At 62.4% G+C, this 18,213-nt stretch carries 18 protein-coding genes and 1 pseudogene; 2 read left to right on the top strand and 17 right to left on the bottom strand.

Going from position 1 to position 18,213, the window contains the following annotated elements; genetic code table 11:
* Window positions 1–40: 40 nt before the first annotated feature.
* The 15 genes from RX330_RS08365 to RX330_RS08295 form a co-directional block, all read right to left on the bottom strand.
* Window positions 41–472: a hypothetical protein gene (locus RX330_RS08365; RefSeq protein ID WP_212091908.1), complete on the bottom strand. Its 432-nt coding sequence runs from the start codon at window positions 470–472 to the stop codon at window positions 41–43.
* Between the two features lie 144 nt (window positions 473–616).
* Window positions 617–1,153: a tetratricopeptide repeat protein gene (locus RX330_RS08360; protein WP_212091906.1), complete on the bottom strand. Its 537-nt coding sequence runs from the start codon at window positions 1,151–1,153 to the stop codon at window positions 617–619.
* Window positions 1,154–1,259: 106 nt separating this feature from the next.
* Window positions 1,260–1,658 carry a hypothetical protein gene (locus tag RX330_RS08355; RefSeq protein ID WP_317242687.1) on the bottom strand — a complete coding sequence of 133 codons (399 nt, stop codon included), beginning with the start codon at window positions 1,656–1,658 and terminating at the stop codon, window positions 1,260–1,262.
* A 12-nt stretch (window positions 1,659–1,670) separates the two neighbouring features.
* On the bottom strand, window positions 1,671–3,257 hold the full coding sequence (locus tag RX330_RS08350; RefSeq protein ID WP_317242686.1) for a type II and III secretion system protein family protein: 1,587 nt from the start codon (window positions 3,255–3,257) through the stop codon (window positions 1,671–1,673).
* 418 nt (window positions 3,258–3,675) lie between these two features.
* Window positions 3,676–4,092, bottom strand: coding sequence for a TadE family protein (locus RX330_RS08345; protein WP_317242685.1), 417 nt, complete (start codon window positions 4,090–4,092; stop codon window positions 3,676–3,678).
* A complete protein-coding gene (locus RX330_RS08340) occupies window positions 4,092–5,459 on the bottom strand; it encodes a pilus assembly protein TadG-related protein (RefSeq protein WP_317242684.1) in 1,368 nt (455 codons plus the stop codon). The genes RX330_RS08345 and RX330_RS08340 overlap by 1 nt, the downstream gene beginning before the upstream one ends.
* A 9-nt stretch (window positions 5,460–5,468) precedes the next feature.
* Window positions 5,469–5,894 (bottom strand): hypothetical protein, encoded by a 426-nt coding sequence (locus tag RX330_RS08335; protein WP_317242683.1) that lies wholly within the window; start codon window positions 5,892–5,894, stop codon window positions 5,469–5,471.
* A gap of 39 nt (window positions 5,895–5,933) precedes the next feature.
* A complete protein-coding gene (locus RX330_RS08330) occupies window positions 5,934–6,821 on the bottom strand; it encodes a type II secretion system F family protein (protein ID WP_317242682.1) in 888 nt (295 codons plus the stop codon).
* The gene (locus RX330_RS08325; RefSeq protein ID WP_317242681.1) at window positions 6,818–7,750 is read right to left on the bottom strand and encodes a type II secretion system F family protein; all 933 of its coding nucleotides are present in this window, start codon (window positions 7,748–7,750) and stop codon (window positions 6,818–6,820) included. The genes RX330_RS08330 and RX330_RS08325 overlap by 4 nt, the downstream gene beginning before the upstream one ends.
* A complete protein-coding gene (locus tag RX330_RS08320; RefSeq protein ID WP_317242680.1) occupies window positions 7,747–9,180 on the bottom strand; it encodes a CpaF family protein in 1,434 nt (477 codons plus the stop codon). Before RX330_RS08320 ends, RX330_RS08325 begins: the two co-directional genes overlap by 4 nt.
* On the bottom strand, window positions 9,177–10,373 hold the full coding sequence (locus RX330_RS08315; RefSeq protein ID WP_317242679.1) for a CpaE family protein: 1,197 nt from the start codon (window positions 10,371–10,373) through the stop codon (window positions 9,177–9,179). Before RX330_RS08315 ends, RX330_RS08320 begins: the two co-directional genes overlap by 4 nt.
* A complete protein-coding gene (gene cpaB, locus RX330_RS08310; protein WP_317242678.1) occupies window positions 10,373–11,329 on the bottom strand; it encodes a Flp pilus assembly protein CpaB in 957 nt (318 codons plus the stop codon). The genes RX330_RS08315 and cpaB overlap by 1 nt, the downstream gene beginning before the upstream one ends.
* A gap of 1 nt (window position 11,330) precedes the next feature.
* On the bottom strand, window positions 11,331–11,837 hold the full coding sequence (locus RX330_RS08305) for a prepilin peptidase (protein ID WP_317242677.1): 507 nt from the start codon (window positions 11,835–11,837) through the stop codon (window positions 11,331–11,333).
* A gap of 285 nt (window positions 11,838–12,122) precedes the next feature.
* A complete protein-coding gene (locus tag RX330_RS08300; RefSeq protein WP_317242676.1) occupies window positions 12,123–12,332 on the bottom strand; it encodes a Flp family type IVb pilin in 210 nt (69 codons plus the stop codon).
* Window positions 12,333–12,738: 406 nt separating this feature from the next.
* A complete protein-coding gene (locus RX330_RS08295; protein ID WP_317242675.1) occupies window positions 12,739–13,236 on the bottom strand; it encodes a pilus assembly protein N-terminal domain-containing protein in 498 nt (165 codons plus the stop codon).
* 167 nt (window positions 13,237–13,403) lie between these two features.
* Between RX330_RS08295 and RX330_RS08290 the strand changes: the two genes are divergently transcribed.
* Window positions 13,404–13,691, top strand: coding sequence for a hypothetical protein (locus tag RX330_RS08290; protein WP_317242674.1), 288 nt, complete (start codon window positions 13,404–13,406; stop codon window positions 13,689–13,691).
* Window positions 13,692–14,161: 470 nt separating this feature from the next.
* Here RX330_RS08290 and RX330_RS08285 read toward each other — a convergent pair whose 3' ends face one another.
* The gene (locus tag RX330_RS08285; protein WP_317242673.1) at window positions 14,162–15,388 is read right to left on the bottom strand and encodes an aminotransferase class III-fold pyridoxal phosphate-dependent enzyme; all 1,227 of its coding nucleotides are present in this window, start codon (window positions 15,386–15,388) and stop codon (window positions 14,162–14,164) included.
* Between the two features lie 276 nt (window positions 15,389–15,664).
* Between RX330_RS08285 and RX330_RS08280 the strand changes: the two are divergent.
* A pseudogene (locus tag RX330_RS08280) lies at window positions 15,665–16,369 on the top strand (GntR family transcriptional regulator); the annotation flags it as partial.
* 109 nt (window positions 16,370–16,478) lie between these two features.
* On the opposite strand, the gene RX330_RS08275 reads toward RX330_RS08280, so the two are convergent.
* Window positions 16,479–18,155, bottom strand: coding sequence for a N,N-dimethylformamidase beta subunit family domain-containing protein (locus RX330_RS08275; protein WP_317242671.1), 1,677 nt, complete (start codon window positions 18,153–18,155; stop codon window positions 16,479–16,481).
* Window positions 18,156–18,213 lie beyond the last annotated feature (58 nt).

Here is an 18,213-nt window from a genome sequence, read left to right as displayed (position 1 = left end):
GAATCTCGCGAGTGCGCCGACGATCACGACGCAATCGGTTTCAGGCCGTGCGGGGCGCGCGCAGGTAGAGGAAATGGGAGATGAGGCACGACGTCAGGGTAGCGCCCAGGATCCCTGCCAGCAGGTAGAATCCTTCCCCCGACGGCACCGCGATCCAGCCCAATGATGCCTGCCGGGCCGCCTGTGCAGGGCTTTGCCACGACATCAGCAGGAAGCCGGCATATCCGGCGGCGAACTGCGTCGAAACGGCGAGCGGCAGCTTGGAGCGCATCATCAGGCCGAGACACGCCAGCGCGAAGATCGGCAGCGCAATGCCAAACAGCTGGACGCCTGCGAGGTCGGTGTATTCGGCCAGCGCCTCGTGGCTGCGCTGAAACAGCCCGAACACCCTGAGGTTCAGGTACCAGAGCGTCGCGGAGGACGGGGTGCGCTCGAGCGCGAGGGCGGCCAGCTCGGCCGACAGCGTCGCCACGAACAGGGCCAGGGGTCCGAGAAACTGGAGTTTGAATAGCCGACTCATGGGACAAGACTAACGTTGCAAACGTTGATCCTGTCTTAAGAGTTCCCGAGCCCCGGCCGGAAAGCCGAACGCCGTCAATCGCCGGTTAAGCCCCCTTCAGGGCTGGTTGTTCGGCGGGCGCTCGATGAAGCGCCGGCTGCCGTTGAGCAGCTCGAGATTGTTGGCGATGACGGGATTGCCGGGGTCGAGCGCATAGGCCTTCTCGAACTTGCGGCGCGCCGCCGACAAATTGCCGCGCAGCATGTAGGAGTAGCCCTGATCGTTCAGGAGCTGGACGGTCTCGCCGCCGAGGCGGACTGCCTGCGCGTAGGCCTGGTCGGCGAGATCGAAGCGGCGCAGGCGGTCGTAGCTCGCCGCAAGACCCATCCAGGCGGTCAGATCCTTCGGCGACTTCTCGACGCCATCACGAAAATAACGGTTGGCGATGCCGTAATTGCCGCGATTGAAGTGCTCCAGCCCCAGCCGCACCGGCTCGTCCGACGGATAATATTTGACGTCGGTCGGCTCCTGCACCGGATCCGGGCCGCCGGCGTCGACGGGCGCGACGATCGCGGCCTGCCGCACCGTGTAGTCACACGCGGCAAGGCCAGTCGCGAGCCAGCAACAGGTCAGCATCAGAATGAGACGCCGCATCAGTCCTTGTCCCCCGCCGGCTTTCCCTAATCTCTGCCAGCCCCCAGCAAAATTCTGCAAAACAACCCCATGCACAGTAGGCATATCATTGAAATAGCTAAACTATTTATCTTGCTCCAGCTCCGCCAACCGGTACCGAGACACCGGCCGATGAGCCGGCCCCCAACCCTTCGATGTTGACGTTCTGTGTCGTGGGCGGCCGTTGGCCCATCATCTTGGTGGAATCGCCGATATCCGGAAGCTGATCAGTCGGCTGTCTCAAGGTTCCATAGCGCGTGACGGCGGAGCCGGCGCGGCGCGCATCGGTGGCGATGCGAGTGTCGCCGACATAGCGCGGCCAGGGCGTGATGGTGTGGGTGGCGGCGTTGACCTGCTTGGCGTCGCCGGCGCTCATGGTGATGGTGTCGGAGCGCTGGAAATAGCGGTCCATCTCGTCATGCCCGGCGAGGCCGTAACATCCCCCGAGCAGGAAGGGCGCGCACAGAGCCAGATACCTGATGGTCATCTCTCGCGTCCTTCAGTTGAGGGTTTTCACGACGGTCTGGTCGGCGGGAGGCGGCGGAGGCGGCGCCCTGAGCTCAGGCGCGATGATGTGGCCATAGGGCCCCTTCACCTCGCCGCCGGAATTGACGTAATCGTTGTAGCGCTTGCGGACTTCCATCTGGCCGTTGAGGAAGAAATCGACGTCGTTGGGCGGCAGCCGCGAATCCAGCGGCGAGGCCAGTTGCTGGCCCGGCGCGGCCGGCGCAACTAGCCGCGGCGTGACGATGATGACGAGATCGGTTTCCTCCTGCTGGTAAGACGCGGAGCGGAACAGCGTGCCGAGCACCGGCACCGAGCCGATCCAGGGCAATTGAGAGACGTCCTCGCGGTTTCGTGTCTGGAGCAGGCCGGCGATGGCAAAACTCTGGCCGTCGCGCAGCTCGACCGTGGTCCGCGCGTCGCGACGCGTCAAGGCAGGAATTCGTGTCCCCTGAATCGTCACCGCGTTGGCGAAATCGAGTTCGCTGACTGACGGCTCAACCCGAAGATTGATCACGCCGCGCGAGAGAACGGTGGGCACGAAGGCCAGTTCGACGCCGAACTTCTTGTAGTCGATCGTAATGGTGGGAAAGCCGGTCGAGGTCGTGTTTGGTATTGGCACCGGGAATTCGCCGCCGGCCAGAAAACGCGCCGCATCGCCCGATAGCGCCATAAGGTTCGGCTCGGCCAGGCGACGTATCATCCCCTTGGTTTCAAGCGCCGTTACCAGACTGTCGATCGACATGCCGTTATTGAGCCTTAGCACGCTCGTAAGCAATGCGCCGTACGGGACCGCTCCGCTCGCCAGCGTGCCTGCAGTGCCAAGCAGAGGAAGCGTACTGGGAGGAGCATTCCCCCCGATGGGAGTGCGCCCTGCTTGAGTGACGTCTCCGAGGCCAGTTTGCCCGATATTGGTGCCGTTCGCATTGGCGGCATACAGGTTGACGCCGAGATCACGTCCAGCCTTCCTGAAAACTTCGAGGAAGCGGACTTCCAGCATCACCTGCTGAGGCGCTGCAACGTTCATGGCGTTGACGACCGTGCCCCCTTTTGGAAGCGTACCGGTGGCAATCGCCACGGCGCGCTCGGCGGTGACGGCGTCGCTCGCCGTCCCGCTCAGCACCACCTGCCCCTCAGACGACGAGACGCGAATGCCTTGCGAGCCGGTGCTGGCGCGGATGTTCTGCTGCAGGCTGTTGGTGTCGATGGCAACCTCGACATCGAGGATGCCGATCTGCTTCATCGAGGAGTCGAGCAGGATGACGTTGGTGGTGCCGGTCTGCTTGCCCTGGATGTAGATCAGGTGATCGCTCAGCGACTTGACGTCGGCAATGTCGGACGAGCCCGCGACGATGGTCGCGAAGGCCTGGTCAACCCGGAAGGTCCTGGACTTGTTGACGATGACCTTGACGCGCTGGACGTCGTTCATCTCGCTGACGAAAACGCCGCCGCCGGATACGCGCCGGTCGGCCGCGCCGGCGCGATCCGCGGAGCCGACCAAAGCAAGGCCGGCGCCCAGAGCCAAAACGCCCAGGGCGAAACGCCCAGCTCCGGCCCTCATGAAAACGCGACCGCCACCCATTTCAAAACCCCTTGCCGCATTCTGCGGCTGCCCCAACAATGTATTCCCGGGCGCCTTAGCAACTCTCCTTCGCACGCAACGCCACAGAGCTTACAATTCGTTCCACTACAAACCGTTACCAATATTTCCCGGTCGGCGGAGGCTTGGGACGTCAACCCGTCCCGCCCAAAGCGCCGGCCGCGCAATGCATCCGCCTGAGGATCATCATCAATCCCGGGATGAAATGGCAAGGCGAGACGTCTCTCGCAGTGCGGTAACGCCACAGAAAACTGTCAATTGTTGCCGCGCGGCACCACTTTTCCCGGCTTATCCGCGGCAGAGCGGGTATCTCTAGGCCCACAATCCACAGGTGCCATCGCACAGCCCGCGACTGCCGATGAGCGTGCTCATTGCAGCGTCGAGGCCGGGAAAACTCGGCTCATGGAGAGAACGGAACCTGGGTCGAGGCGCTCGGCGCGTTCAGGGACGATCCCCAGATCGGAACGAGCATTGCAAAATCCGGCTGAGACGCCGTGACCGTCAGCATTCCTCCTCCCGATGTTGTGGCGAGCGTCGGGCTTAGACCACCGGCATAGAGGAACGGGGCCGTATTCTGCTTCTCCGTGCTGGTCATATAGTCACCCGTACAGCCCGAGGGTGAGTTGTTGCTGATGACAGCAGGCGTATAGCACTGGATCATCATGGCACGGGCGCCGGCTCCCGCGAGATGCCGAAGCGACTGCATCGTGATCGCATAACGTCCGAAATCGACGATCGCGAACACCAGCATGAAGAACACCCCGCCAACCACGCAGAACTCGAGGGCCGCCACTCCGCGATTGTCGAGCTTCCTCATCACTTCACCAGAGCAACGACTTGGGTTTTGGCGATGGTGCCCGGCGCGCAGCCTGACGTGCTCATGTAGGCACTACCGCTCATGGTGAGAGTATTGGCAATCACTTCCGTACAGGCCGTATTTGTACTGGCCGTTGTTCCGTTCCACGTCACATCGACATTGGGGAAATAGAGCGCGCCGCCCAGAGCAACGTTACCACTGCCGTTGATGGTGACATTGTTGTTGCTCTTGGTCGGGGCCTGATCGTCGATCAAAACGCCATTCAGAAGAGAAGAGAAGGAGTTGACTGCAGGAGCGGAGAGACTGACCGTAGCGCCACTGATGGAAATGCTCGAGTCCCCCAGCAAAACGAGGGTTACGCCTGTTCCTGAACTCGTGCACGTGCAGTTGACGTATCCGCCGTTGATCTTAATCGCCGCCTTATAAAAGATATACGTGCCGGACGTTGCGCCTTCTGTGTCAAAAGTTACGTAGTCCCCTGTCGTCACGGTGAGGTCCTTGTATGCCCCCGTGCCCGAACTGTTCGGAGTGATCTTATAGCAATTCTTGACATCAGCAGGTAACCCAGGGGCGCACGTTATTTTCTGTAGTGGCGCCGTATTGCCGGTTCTGCTGTTGAACGATGCAGTATTCAATGGCGCAAGCGGATTCGTCGCGGGCAGCATGTTGTAATTATAGGGCACCCCGGGATCGCAATTGCCCGAATTGGTGCAGCCATTGACAGCATTCACAGCCCAACCCGAACCGGTGAATGTCGGAGTGCTCGCATATTTGACGGTATTATTCGCCATCAGCCCACAACCATTTCCGGTGATATTGACGCTCCCGCCCAACGTAAGTCCGATGGTGTTGGGAGCCAGCCCCAACGCACAAAGGTCCTTCGGGTTCTGAATTTCGACAATCGCTTGGGCGCGGATGTTGGCGGTGGATAGGCCAAGTATACCGGCGAGGTATGTCGGCTGCTGCTGGGTCACAACGGCGCGAACGAAACTGCCGCTCGTCGAGCCGGCCCACGCGCCGGCAGAATAACTGCCCCGATCGATCTCAACGGTCCGCGTCGTACCTGCCGGAAGCGCGCAGCCCGTAAACGACTCGCCGGTATTGCAGAACGAGTTCTGTGCCGCGAACTGCTTGCCGCGGTAGACATAGTCCTGCCCGGTATCACAATTGGTGCTTGCGGAGATTGTGCAGGCGAGGGTCAAGCCGCCGGAATACGCCGCCGCATCGGCGGCGCTCTGGGCGTGTTGCTTGGTCACGTGCCACGATCCAGCCTCGGCCCCGAGCGCCATGACTCCGACCAGCGGGACAAGCGCGATGACGTATGCAAAAGCAACGGAGCCACGATTACAGCGACGCAGGTTGCGCATAACGTTCTCCTACTGAAATCGTTCTGAATATTTGACCGTGCAGGTGCTGCACAACATCGAACTGAGCACCATCGGAGACAATGAGAAGCTTGTCGTGAAGGTGTAGTATTTGGGCAATGTTGCGCCCGAAGCGCACGGAGCGGGCGTGCCATCACAGTACACCTCCGCAGTGATGGAATAACCTCCGACGGACGACGGCAGTGAGCTTTTCCAGTCGTTGACAGCGGATGAACTCGTGACGTCGCTCGGCGGCTTGTATTGGGTGAACTGGCCCATATCACGCAAAGCCTGATGCGCGGAAAGGTACTTGAAGCCAGCGATCGCAACATCAGCCAGCGGAAACAAGATGGTTATCAGCATGAAAAGAAGGACAATGGGCAGCTCGAAAGAAACAGCCCCGCCTTGATCCTGGATGAACGAAATCTTGCGGCCCATGCCTACCTCACCATGCAACTTCCTGCGCGCGCGCCGCGCCTACTTCAGCACACGGATCAGATTCAAGAGCGGCCCCCCGCCCAGGATGACGAACATGGCCGGCAGGAGAAACAACACCATCGGGATGGTCAGCTTGGCACCGAGCTTGTGAGCGCGTTCCTCAAGCTTGGTGATCCGCTCCCGCCGAAGATCCGTGGCGATGCTGCGCAAAACCTGACTCAATGGCGTACCGTATTGGAGGCTCTGGCTGATCATGGTGCCGAAGCGGCGAAGTCCATCCGATAGAAGCCCCATCTTCTCGAATGCATCGAAACGATTTGGCAGCAACCGGAGATCATCCAGAAGCCCGTAGAGGACGCGAGACATGGCCGGATTTGTCTCGCCCATTTCCGTGGCCACGCGCTGCAAAGCCCCCTCGAGCCCCATTCCGGCTTCGCTGCAGACGACCAAAAGATCTATCGCATCCGGCGTCCCCAGTCTGATTGCGGCATCGAAACGCCGCTTCAGCACAAACAAGATGAGCCGGGGTCCTACAATCCCGACTACCAGACCAACGAGCGTCAGGAGGAAAACATCCTTCTGCTCACTTCCCGAGAGCAGCGCACCAACAAAGATGACGACCGGCAAGAGGACCATGCTGACGATCTTGATGCCGAGCCAGATCGGCAGAGTCTTGTGATGGTTGAGACCCGTCGACTTCAACACGGCTCGCAGCTGATCCAGGTTCTCCTCAGCGTGGAAGCGCCGATACCGCATGCCGATGGACGAGATCCAACCCGTCACGTCGTGCGACACCGTGGGAACGCCCCGTACGGCATTCGACACCCGAGTGTTCAATGCCCGCAGGTGCATTTCACGAATGATCAACAGGAGTGTTGCAGTCGCCGCCAAAATGGCAAGGGACACGAAACCGAGACCAGCGGTCATAGCGTCGTCTCCCTTCGGATCAACCATCGGATCACGAAGTGCCCGGTAACCACCGAGACGACCGCGTAAGCCAGCATGTTGTTGCCAATCGGGTCCTGGAAGAGCGGCTCGATCGATTGCGGATTAATCTTGTAAATAATTCCGCCGATGATGAGGGGCGCGAAGGTGAGCGCGCGCGACGAGAAGATCACTTCGCCGGCCAGCGCTTTTGCGCGAGCAGCAAGGGCAACACGCTGACTGATGGTTTCGCCCAAAGTCTGCAATGTCTCGGATAAACTGCCGCCAGACTTCAACTGAACCCCGAGGGTCACCGCGAAGATACCGTATTCCGTGACGCCCGTTCTTCGATAGACCGCTTCAACCGCTTCGTCTGGAGCTCTTCCCGTGCCCAGTTCGCTGCATACGATCGCGAACTGACCGGCGGTCGGCTCCGGCATATCGCGCGCGATGGTACGAAAGGCCTCCTGCACAGGCAGGCCGGAGCGGACCGTACTGGTTACGATCTGAATGGTGTCCGGCAGCTGTCGAAAGAGCCGGTCGGTGAACCGACGCCGCTGCCATCCAAAAAGACCGCGACTGACCACAACGGCAGCAATCGCGGCTGCGATCGACCCGTAAGAAATGGGATAATCAAAGAGGTCGACAACGTAGAATATCGCGGACGCGACGACAAATGCCGCAAGCAATACGTAAGCCGGATGCAATGAATAGCTCAATTCAGGCCTGTAATCGACCAAGAGGTAGATCAATCGAGAACGAGGCGCGGCCTCGGACCTGCGGATCGTCGGCAGGCTCTCCGTGGTCGTGGACTTGAGAACCGTCGTCAACTGACGGTCAAACCGCTTCTCGCGTGCGTCGAGCCACAAGGAGGCGACCGTGGCGCACAACAGGAGAACAAGAACGATGAGTATCGCGGATTGAGGGATCATATCTGCCCCATGGCCTCGGCCCAGGCACGATCCAGCCCGAAATATACCAGGCGGCTCTTAAACTTCGGGATCGCATTGGTGCTCGTGTATACGCCCGAAATCCGCCCGTGAACGTCCTCCTCCTTGTACTCGAAGGCCGCGATGTCGTTGGTGGTGATCACCTCGCCTTCCAGGCCGACCACCTCGCTGACCTGGATGATGCGGCGCTGCCCGTCGCGCATGCGCTCGACCTGCACGATGAGATCCAATGCCGCGACGATCTGGGCCCGGATCGCGCGCGAGGGCAAATTGACCTGCCCCATCTGCACCATGTTCTCGACACGGGTCAGGGCGTCGCGGGTGCTGTTGGCGTGCACGGTGGAGATCGAGCCGTCATGGCCGGTGTTCATCGCCTGGAGCATGTCGAAGGCCTCGGCGCCGCGCACCTCGCCGACCACGATCCTGTCAGGACGCATGCGCAGGGCATTCCAGAGGAGATCGCGCTGCGTCACTTGCCCGGTGCCTTCGAGGCTGGGCGGGCGGGTCTCCAGGCTGATCACATGCGGTTGCTGGAGCTGCAATTCCGCCGCGTCCTCGATCGTGACGACGCGCTCGCGGGGATCGATGAACTGGCTCATGGCGTTGAGCAGCGTGGTCTTGCCGGAGCCGGTGCCGCCGGAGACCAGCACGTTGAGCCGGGACCGGCCGGCAATCTCCAGCAGCTTCGCGATGGCCGGGGTCATCGAGCCGTTCTCGACCATGCCGGTCATGTCCAGCCGGCGGCTTGGAAACTTGCGGATCGAGATGCAGGGGCTGTGGATCGCGAGCGGCGGCAGGATGATGTTGACGCGGCTGCCGTCCGGCAGGCGGCAGTCCACCATCGGGCTGGATTCGTCGACGCGGCGCCCGACCTGCGCTGCGATCTTCTGCGCCACCGAGGCGATGTGGTCATTGTCGCGGAAGCGGACCGCGAGCCGCTCCAGCTTGCCACTTCGCTCGACATAGACGTTGCTGGGCCCGTTGATCATGATGTCGCTGATCGACTGATCCATCAGGAGCGGACGGAGCGGGCCATAGCCGGTCATGTCGTCCGCGATCTCGTCCGCGAGCAGCATCTGCTCGCGGCCCGACAGTTCGAGCCGGTCCTGGTTGGCAATGGCGTGGATGATTTCCTCGACCTGCCGCCGCAGGATATCGCGGGAAACCGTCGCCGCGACCGCGGGATCGATCTGCTCGATGACGCGTTCGCGCAACGACGCCGACATGACGGGGTGATGAATCGCGCTTTCCTCGCGCCTTGCCGTCACGACGGGTGTCGCGGCAGGCGCGCCTGGAGGCGGCGACTGATTCAGGATCGGCGGCGGTGCAGCGGGCATCGCCAGAGGCAAGCCTGCCGGCAATGAAGGCAGACTATCCGGCATCTCGTCAGGGCGGCGGCCAAATTTCTTCATAGCCCGAGCAGCCTCCGCAGCCGGCCCTTACGCTGGGCGCCGATGCCGGTGATCTCCCGGACGATGGGGGCCAGATGGCGCCGCAATTTCCTGACGTGCTTCAGCGCGGGGATGCCGAGATTGACCGCCTGTGTCATGCCCTTGCCGAGATCCGGGATCACCATATCCGGCTCGGCGCCGAGCGCCTTGACCATGGTGGCCCGGGGAAGCCCGCCCGCGCGATCGGCCCGGTTGAGCAGCGTGAACACCCGGTCCTTGCCGGCGATGTTGGTGACGGCGTTGCGGAGCGCATGGGCGTTGCGCAGCCCGGTCACCTCGGCTTCCAGCAGCACCACGACGTGACGCGAGAGCTCGATGACCGAATGCATCGAGGACGGGAACGGCACGGGCACGTCGACGATGACGTAGTTGAAGCGCTGACGGAGCAGGCCGAGCACGTGCCGCACCCCCGCCTGGGTGATGTCGAGCTGCGCGTCGAGCTCCTCATCGGCCGAGATCAGCGACACCCGCTCGTTGACCTCGATGGCCGCGCGCTCGAGAAACAGGGTGTCGGCACGCGCGGGGTTTTCCAGCGCGATCCGCAGGCCCGGGCCGGGCCGGACGCCGAGCATCACGGCTGTCTCGCCGCCCTGCAGATGCAGATCGAGCAGCGCGACCTTGGCCTTGGTGGTCTCGGCGATCTGCAGCGCGAGATTGATGGCGATGCTGGTGGCGCCGGCGCCACCTTGCGCGCCGCAGATGGAGACCACATGGCCGCCGCGATCGGCCGGCACGTGCGACACGGCACCCAGCAGCTTCGGGCGCAACTGATCCAGCACGACATCCCGCGTCAGCGGCTTGGGCAGATACTCGGTGAGGCCGAGATCCATCAATTGGCGATAAAACGTGATCTCCCTGTTGTCGCCGACCAGCGCCACGTGGACATCCGGCGGGCAGACGCCGGCGAGGCGCTCCAGCTCCGGAAAGGGATCATCGATGCCGCTGATGTCGGTGACGAGGGCGAACAGATCGGTATCCGTCTCCAGCATCCTGATGGCATTGCGGATGGTGCCATGCTTGATCGTGAGATTGCTGCCTTCGAGCCCCTTGCCGAGAGCGCCGGCGCTGATCTCGTCGTTGACGAAACAGACGATCCGATTGCGCGCCACGACGGACGTCGTTTCCTGGGGCGGAGTGACCACGGCCATGTTCATCAACGTTTCTCCGGCAGCCTGGCGGCAAAGCCAATTGCGCTTGCGGTGCGGGCGGCAGCTTCCGATCCGTCGCAGCTCACGGCGACGTCGCTGCCTTCGGAGTCCTGCTTCCGGACCGTGTACTGCTTGACCTCGCCCCCGGAATGAACGACCACCGCCGTCCTCTGCCCCGCCATGGCATTCTGGCGCGCAAGCTCCGGCGAGACGTCGCAACTCGAGATCGAACCGCTATCGCCCTTGTCCCACTGGTCGATGGCAGCCCGGACCGCGAGAGACAGCGTACCGAGCTGCTTGGCGACCGTGACCTTCTTGACCTGCTCCTGCGTCAGCTCCAGCGACACCGTCTGCGGCAGCTTCCCTGTCACAGAGGCAACGCTGCGCCCGCCCTGCACGATCTCCTGATCGATCGCGATGACACGGACATTGCGCAAGACGGTCTCGCTCATCGCGCGACGGGCGGGATCCGCCTTCTCGAACACCTGGGTCAGCACGACGTCGACATGATCGCCCGGCCTGACCAGGCCCGAGACGCCTGACTCCTCGTCGACCTTGATGCTGATGGCGCGACTATCCGGCGCCAGCACGCTGGCGAGGAAGCCGCGGTCCCGCGGACGCAGGATGTCCTGCAATGTGACGGGGCTGCCGGCCTCGACGAACTTTCGCACCAGAGAGCCGGGCAGCCCGGCTGCCGATTCCGGCGTTTCGAGGATCGCGCCCGTCGGGACGCGATCCGGCGCCACCTGGCGAAGCGTGAAATCTTCCTGGCGGGCCAAAGTCCCCTTCGGCAGCGGTCGTGCCGCGACGTAGTAGCCGACCGTCGCAGGCGCCACCGGCCCCTTTTCCGCAATTTGCACGGGGGCCTGCTTCGGCAGGTTCATGTTGTAGGCGATGAGCCCGAGGGCCGTGGTCGCGAGCAAAAGGACCATAATGATCGAGATGCGCAAGGCGGATGACATGTCAAAATCCTCGACTGAAAATGGCCCAGATGCCGCCGCAGGCGATGGCAACTCCGTAAGGCAATGGAGCATGGCGCAAATGGCGCCAACGCTCGACCGCGTAGACGCGGCGTGCGAAAGACGATCCGGCGGGAGCGAGCTTCGGATATGGCAGGTTACGCATGGTCACATGCAGCACGGCGAGAACGCCGCCAGCCCACGCAGTGACCACCAGCATCAGAATGATGCCGTTCACGGGAAGGCCGACCGCCAGAGCAGCCAGCAGCTTGACATCGCCGCCGCCCATCCAGCCGCGCATGTAGATGACCAGCAACACCAGAAAGAGGATGGCAGCCGCGATCAGCGACTCCAGGAGCTGCATCGGGCTCGCCAACTGAGCGACGATTCCAAGCAGCGCCAGCGCCAGGCAAATTTCATTACGGATTGTTCGTGTTGCGATATCGAGCGTCGCAACATGGAGCAACAACAGGACTTCCAAAATGGAAACTATGTAAATGAACCAACTCATGGAACTCGTGCCTCAGGGCACCTCAGGGGGAAGCTGGCAATAGTATCAATGTCCGCCGTCTTGGACTCGCGAGTTGACCTCTGAAGTCCTGGAGACGCTGACCGATCATGCGCATCGCATGGATCGGCCCGTTTGGCCCGACCAGCACGGAATGAAAGCAGCGACAACCGCTGCGCAGAAAAATTTCAAACGAGGTCGTGCAGCCGACCCAACTTAAGTACAGGCTCGCGAATAATAAGCAGTGGGAGGAGGATGACGGCTTGTCTGCCCCCTCCCATCTGAAGTTTAGAGAGGAAGAGCGATAGCGGTCGTGATCTTGGCGACCGCAGCGGTCAACGCGGTATTGAGGCTGGTGCTGCCGGTGCCGGCGAAGAAGGTGATCACGACGGTGATCACAGCCGCGGCGACGATGATGTACTCGAACGACACGACGCCGTCCTGGTCCTTGCGCAGCTGCTTCAGGGCTTCGGTGGTCTTGATGTAATATTTCAACATAGGAGAAAATCCCTCTTACTAAAGATGAACTGACCGTTACCGTTGGCAGGCAAAATTGAGCCAACTGAGAAATTGCTACTATTTCCCGGCAAAGTTGTCACCTGGTAATCCTTTCTTAACCTTACTCGGGGCGCCCGGGCGACTACGGTGAGGAACTTTTTCCCGGGCGACGAGGCGATCGATGCCCATTCGGAAGCACCGAACTGCATCATCGACGGGCAATCACCCGCGGATTTGACGAAATGAGTGGCAGAGCACGGCGCGCCGTCGCCGTCACCAACCGCGACAAATGACCGCCGACGGCTGGTTGAGGACGACCAGGCCCGATCCGAATTTCCGAAGGCAGTGGCCGCAGGCGCCAACCCGCTAGGCGTGAGGCGCCATGGCCGACCTCACCCCCTCTTGCTCAGCGAGATTCCCGCGGCAGCCCGGCGCTGGGGCCGGAGGGCTCGCCGCGCTGCTGGTTCTCCGCTGTTGCCCCGTAAGGCAGCGGCTTGGCATCGGGGTCAGCGCGGCCGCAGGAGCGGCTGGTGCAGAAATAGCCGACATAGTCCTTGGCGTCGGCCCGGTAGATCTTCACCAGCCCCTGGGTCTGGTCCACGATGATGTTGGAGCGGTGGACCACCTGACCATCGGCGGCATAGGCCGACATCAACACGCGCCCGGCCTTCAGGCCGCGGATCGTGAAGACGCGATCGGTTTCGGGAATGACCTGCGCGATGTCCTCGACGGAGAGCGAGAACCTGGTCACGGGCTGATCCAGGGTGAAGGTGCGGGCCTGCTCGGCGCGAAGCTCGATCGTCTCGGTGGCGACGATCTCCTGCATCCGCTGGGCGGTTGCCGGGCCGGTGACGCAGACCGTGATGAAGGACAGCAATGCCGCCGGTAAAATCAATCGTTTCATGAAAAACCTCCCGAGAGACAGAAAAGCTGGTGAGTGCAAATGACACGCGGGCAGCGAACCCTAGCACGGTCCGCAGCCGCCGTCTCTTTCGTGTTGATGCGATGCGCCCCGCGCTTGCGTTCGAGCGAGGCTTGGGAGAAGCTGAACGCGGGCCGCCGGGGACAGCCATGCGCATCTATTCCTGTTTATCCGCACTTCTGGTTTGCTGCTGGATGTCGGCCGGCGGCGCGCACGGACAGGCCGCGTACCTGGTCGACGAGCGCCCCTGCCCGGACCAGGACCCCCGCCTGCGGCAGCCGCGCGCCAACGAATGGTGCGACTACGTCACCAAGATCAAGCGCTGCGACGGCGATCTGGCCGAGCGTCTGGTTCAGCAGAGCCGGGCGCCTGCCTACCTGGCGTCCGAGCTCGGTACCGAGCATCCGCGCCGACTGATCTGTCATCCCGGCGAATAGCATCGCCGGCGGCAAGCCGGCGTCACGCCTCGCATCAGGACAGTATTAGGTACAGTATTTTCCCGGAATCGCCTCCCTCCTTCCGTACCTCTAACGTAGGCATCGCCGGGGCTGGCATTTCATCCCGAACGCGATTTCAACCGGCAAGGGGTCACCGAAAGGTGGCCCCTTTCAGTTGTTCAGTTTGGCGGGAAAGGAAGCCCGCCCCCGGCAATATAGCGATCGGAGGCGGGCCAAGGTCTTTTCGCGGCGCCTGAACTTCCCGGGGCTGGCTTGGGAAGCGTCGCTTCGCAATGGAACCCTAGCACTCGGAAATCCGGCCCGGCACCCGTAACAATACCGGTCGCAAGGTTTTGACCAGAAGGCGCCGATACTGATCCAGATCGCGAAGACCGCGACAAACATCGGCAACGAGGCAAAGAACCAGACCCAACGCGCTCACGGTTGCGGCTTCGGAAAGCCCCGTGACATCAAAGTGCGGCCACGCTTGCGAAGCCGTGCTCCGCAGCCTCGAGAGCCACGGCGATGTCGGCCTCGGTATGGGCGGCGCAAAGGAACATGTTGTGCTTGGGATGGAAGTAGACACCCCTTGCAAGCATCGCGCTGCAAAAGGCCGAACCTTTCCGATAGTCCGGGTCCACTTCAAACAATAGGGTCGGCATTTGCACAGGCCCCGACTGACGGATTGAAAGACCGAACTGGCGGGAACGCGTCTCGAGCCCATCACGCAGCGTCTGCCCGAGCTGCGCAAGGCGGGCCGGAACATCGTCCCTGCGCACGATCTTCAACGTCGCGACGGCAGCAGCCATGGCGACGGCGCCGGCCCAGAATGACCCCGTGACAAAGACCTGACTGGCGGCGCGGCGCAGCCAATCGGCTCCGGTGACGGCCGCCAGGGCATGACCATTGGCGATCGCCTTGCTCCAGGCGGACAAGTCGGGCCGAACACCAAGGCCTTCCCAGCTACCCGCGGCATTCAGGCGGAAGCCGGCGCGAACTTCGTCGATGAGCAGCGCGGCCCCCTTGCTGTCACAGATGCGACGCGCCGCGCGCGCAAACTCTACGGTTGGAAGTTCCTGGTCGAACCCGAGATCGTGGCGGAACGCCGAAACCAGAATTCCGGCAAGATCATCACCCGCCTCCTTGGCCGCCGCCTCGAGGCTCTCGACGTCGTTGAACGTGAAGTAAGCGAGATGGGCGCGATCCTCCGCGGTCACACCGAGCAGGGACGGTGAGCACCACGGCACGGCACCATGATAGGCGCCCTTGGCGACGAGGATCTTTCGTCGACCTGTTGCAGCCCTCGCGATCGTGACGCACGTCGTCGTCGCATCGGTGCCGTTCTTCTGAAACTGCGTCCAATCGGCATGTCCCACCATATCGACGACAAGCTCGGCCAACTCGACCATGACTTCGGCCGGACCATTGAGGCAGTCGCCGTCGCGCCGCTGACGCTCGGCGGCTTCCTCCACCTCGGGATGGTGGTGGCCGAGCAGGTTGGGACCCCAGCTGCACATGAAGTCCACGTAGCGGTGACCGTCGACATCCCAGAGCACGCCGCCTTCGCCACGGCTGAAGAACTGCGGATACGCCTCCGGCAACTTGGCCGCGTGGAGATGTCCCCACATCCCGCCTGGCACGACCTTCTCGGCCCGCGCCCGCAGGGCGGCATCCCTTGTCCTGATCAATTCCGGCATGCCTTCTCCTCTCCTCGAGTTTTGATATATCATATATTATTATCTCGGCTACAAGGGAATTGTTGCTGCCCAGGCCCCGTAGACCTCGTGGGCGGCAGCCGATCCCGGAGCTGACGAATTTGGATTTTCAGGGAGGCGGCGAGCTTGAGGGCTCTGCCGCAGAAGAAGCGCAGACGGTCAGTGCGCGACAACGACATCCTATATTATATACGAAATGGATTCGAACCCGGGTCGGCGCTGATGGCCGAAACGGCCCAGACCTTTCGGGGACCGAGCATGGTTGACGTTGAACAGAGGCGTGGCGAGGGCGGCGTGGGCCCGGTCGCGCGCGACAGCCTGACAAACCTGGTCTACAACAATCTGCGCCAGGCGCTGATGGAAGGCCGGTTCTGGCCGGGCCATCGCTTCAAGATCCGCGACCTTGCTGCGACCATGAGCGTGTCGGAGACGCCCATTCGCGAAGCCCTGATGCAGCTCGTGCGCGGCCGCGCGCTCGAGATGCAGGCGGGACGCTCGATCATGGTCGCCCACATGACGGCCAAGCAGTATATCGAGCTCAGGACCGTCAGGCTGTTTCTCGAGGGACTTGCCGCCGAGCACGCAACCACGCGCATCTCGGAAGCCGACATCGACAAAATGGAGGCCACTCACCGCGAGCTGATCAGCGCGGAGAAGGAGCACAGATGGTCCGACGCCGTTCGCGCCAACTGGCAATTCCACCGCGGTCTCTATGATGGATCGGGGCTTCCCGAAGTGCTCGCCATCCTCGACGATATCTGGATGCGGAACGGCCCCTTGTTGAATTTCCATTACCCGCACGCCCCCCCGACCTATCCAAAAGAGCACCAGCACCTGTCCGTTCTCAAGAATCTGCGGCAGCGCCGGCCGGACAAGGTTCGCGAGTCGATCCAGGCGGACATGATGGAAGGCGGCCAGAATCTCGTCCGGTTGCTGGAAAAGCATGGCGGCACGCGCTTCATGACTCCCGAGACGGCCATCGACGACGACCTCGAGATCGAAGCGATGAAGACGCGCACTGCACCACCTGCCAAGGCAGCCCGCGCGAAATCCAGGCGTCGCTGAGAGCTGCTCACGCGGAACGGGGCGCAGTGAAGCGATCGAGGATGTTGCGGGTGATCCGCTGCGTGAACGGATCGCCGCGCTTCAGCCCCATCACCCATTCGCAAGTCGCAGCCGTCAGCACCTCGCCCTTGCCGCGGGTCATGTGCACCATCATGCCGGAGCCGTATTTGTAGCGGGCCAGACCCTCGGGCGTAACCTCGCCGGTGATGCACTCCACCAGGCCTTCGTGGTCGCTGCTGCGTACGTAGTAGCGGAAGCCCTCACCCTGCGGCTCGTCTTCGGCCAGGACGGCTGGCGCCATCGCCAGGATCTGAATGGTCTCGGGCTGCCCTTCGACCGGCACCGGAAAAGGAAGACCGTTGCGGAACGTGTAGTCCAGCCCGTCGACCTCGTAGGCGAAGATGTGCTGCTTGTCGCCGAAGATGTCGGCATAGTGCAGTCCTGTGCCGGCAAATGCCCAATGTTCGGGGCGATAGACCGTAAAGCCTCGTTGGCCGTTCGGCGCGAAGCCACCCCAGGACGCGTAGAGGCCGTGCGCACCGTTCACGCCGACCGTCGAGGCGCCGGGCCAACGGACGTTGCGATCTTCCCAGGCAGACGTCATCAGGCGCGCGCGGTCCGTGCCGACGATCGGATCCTTGTGGACGGCTTTGAACTTGTAGCAGACTTGGCGCTTGCCATCGTCCTCGAGCCGGATCTGCCACAGGAAATTCGCGCCAAAGCGCGCGAGCCGCCCGCCGCCCTCCACATAGCGCTCCATCGCCTCGCGCATCTCCCATGTCCAGTACTCGTCATGGCCGATGATGGTGACGCAAGGGTAGGCGTCGAGCAGCTCGGGCCTGTAGTGAAGATCGGTCTGGGTGATCATGTCGACGGCGTAGCCTTCCTTCTGCGCCCAGAGCACGAAATGCCGGTCGTACTGGGCCCAGCCCGCTGCCGCGTAATATTGGCCAAAGCCGTTGGAGAACGCCCACTCCTTCATCTGATAGCGTGGCGCGTCACCCATCTCGGGCGCGGGATCGGCGCAGATGCGCGGCGCACCGGGCGGCAGCCAGACCACGCCGCGCGTCCATGGCCGCTGCAGCGACAAAACCGGCGACGGCTCGTCCCTGTCAGGACCTTCGACGCCGAAATAATGATTGGCACCGCCAAAATCGTTGTAGGCGGTCCAGGTGCCCGTCGGCAGGATCATCAGGATCTTCGCGCGCCGCGTTTTCTCCGTCGGACGCACGACGAAGAAATGATGCTGGATGAAGCGGGCCCCGTTCGCTCGCTCGCACGAGGAGACCACACGATAGAAGCCCGAGCGCAGATCCGGCGGCAACGTCCAGCGATGAGCGACGGGCCAGTTGCAGCCATTGCGATAGGCATCGGATGGCGTGGCCGCGAACACGCCGTCAAGCGCATCGACCTCATGCACCATCTCGGGCTCGAGACCGTCGCGATAGATCTGCAGCCGCCAGGCCTTTGCGGTCGCGGAGGAGCGAAAGACGACTTCGTCTCCCGGGTCGTAAGACATCGCATCGGTATAGGTGTAGACTTCCGCGACGGAGGGATCGCCACGCGGAGCCTCATACCAGGGCTGGCTGGCCCAGTGCTCGTCCGCATGCATCGGGCGCGCCTGGCGGGGAGCGACGTTGACCGGTCCCAATTCCGGGGGGTGAAACTCAGGCTTGTCCGACATGACAGCCTCCCTGGTTCGAGAAGCCATCTCTGGCGACGAGATGGCGATCTTGCATGTT

The sequence above is a fragment of the Bradyrhizobium sp. NDS-1 genome (assembly GCF_032918005.1).
GTDB classification, from domain to species: Bacteria; Pseudomonadota; Alphaproteobacteria; order Rhizobiales; family Xanthobacteraceae; genus Bradyrhizobium; species Bradyrhizobium tunisiense.
The sequence above is the reverse complement of the archived record's forward strand: the minus strand, read 5'-3'. Positions and strand labels throughout refer to the sequence as shown.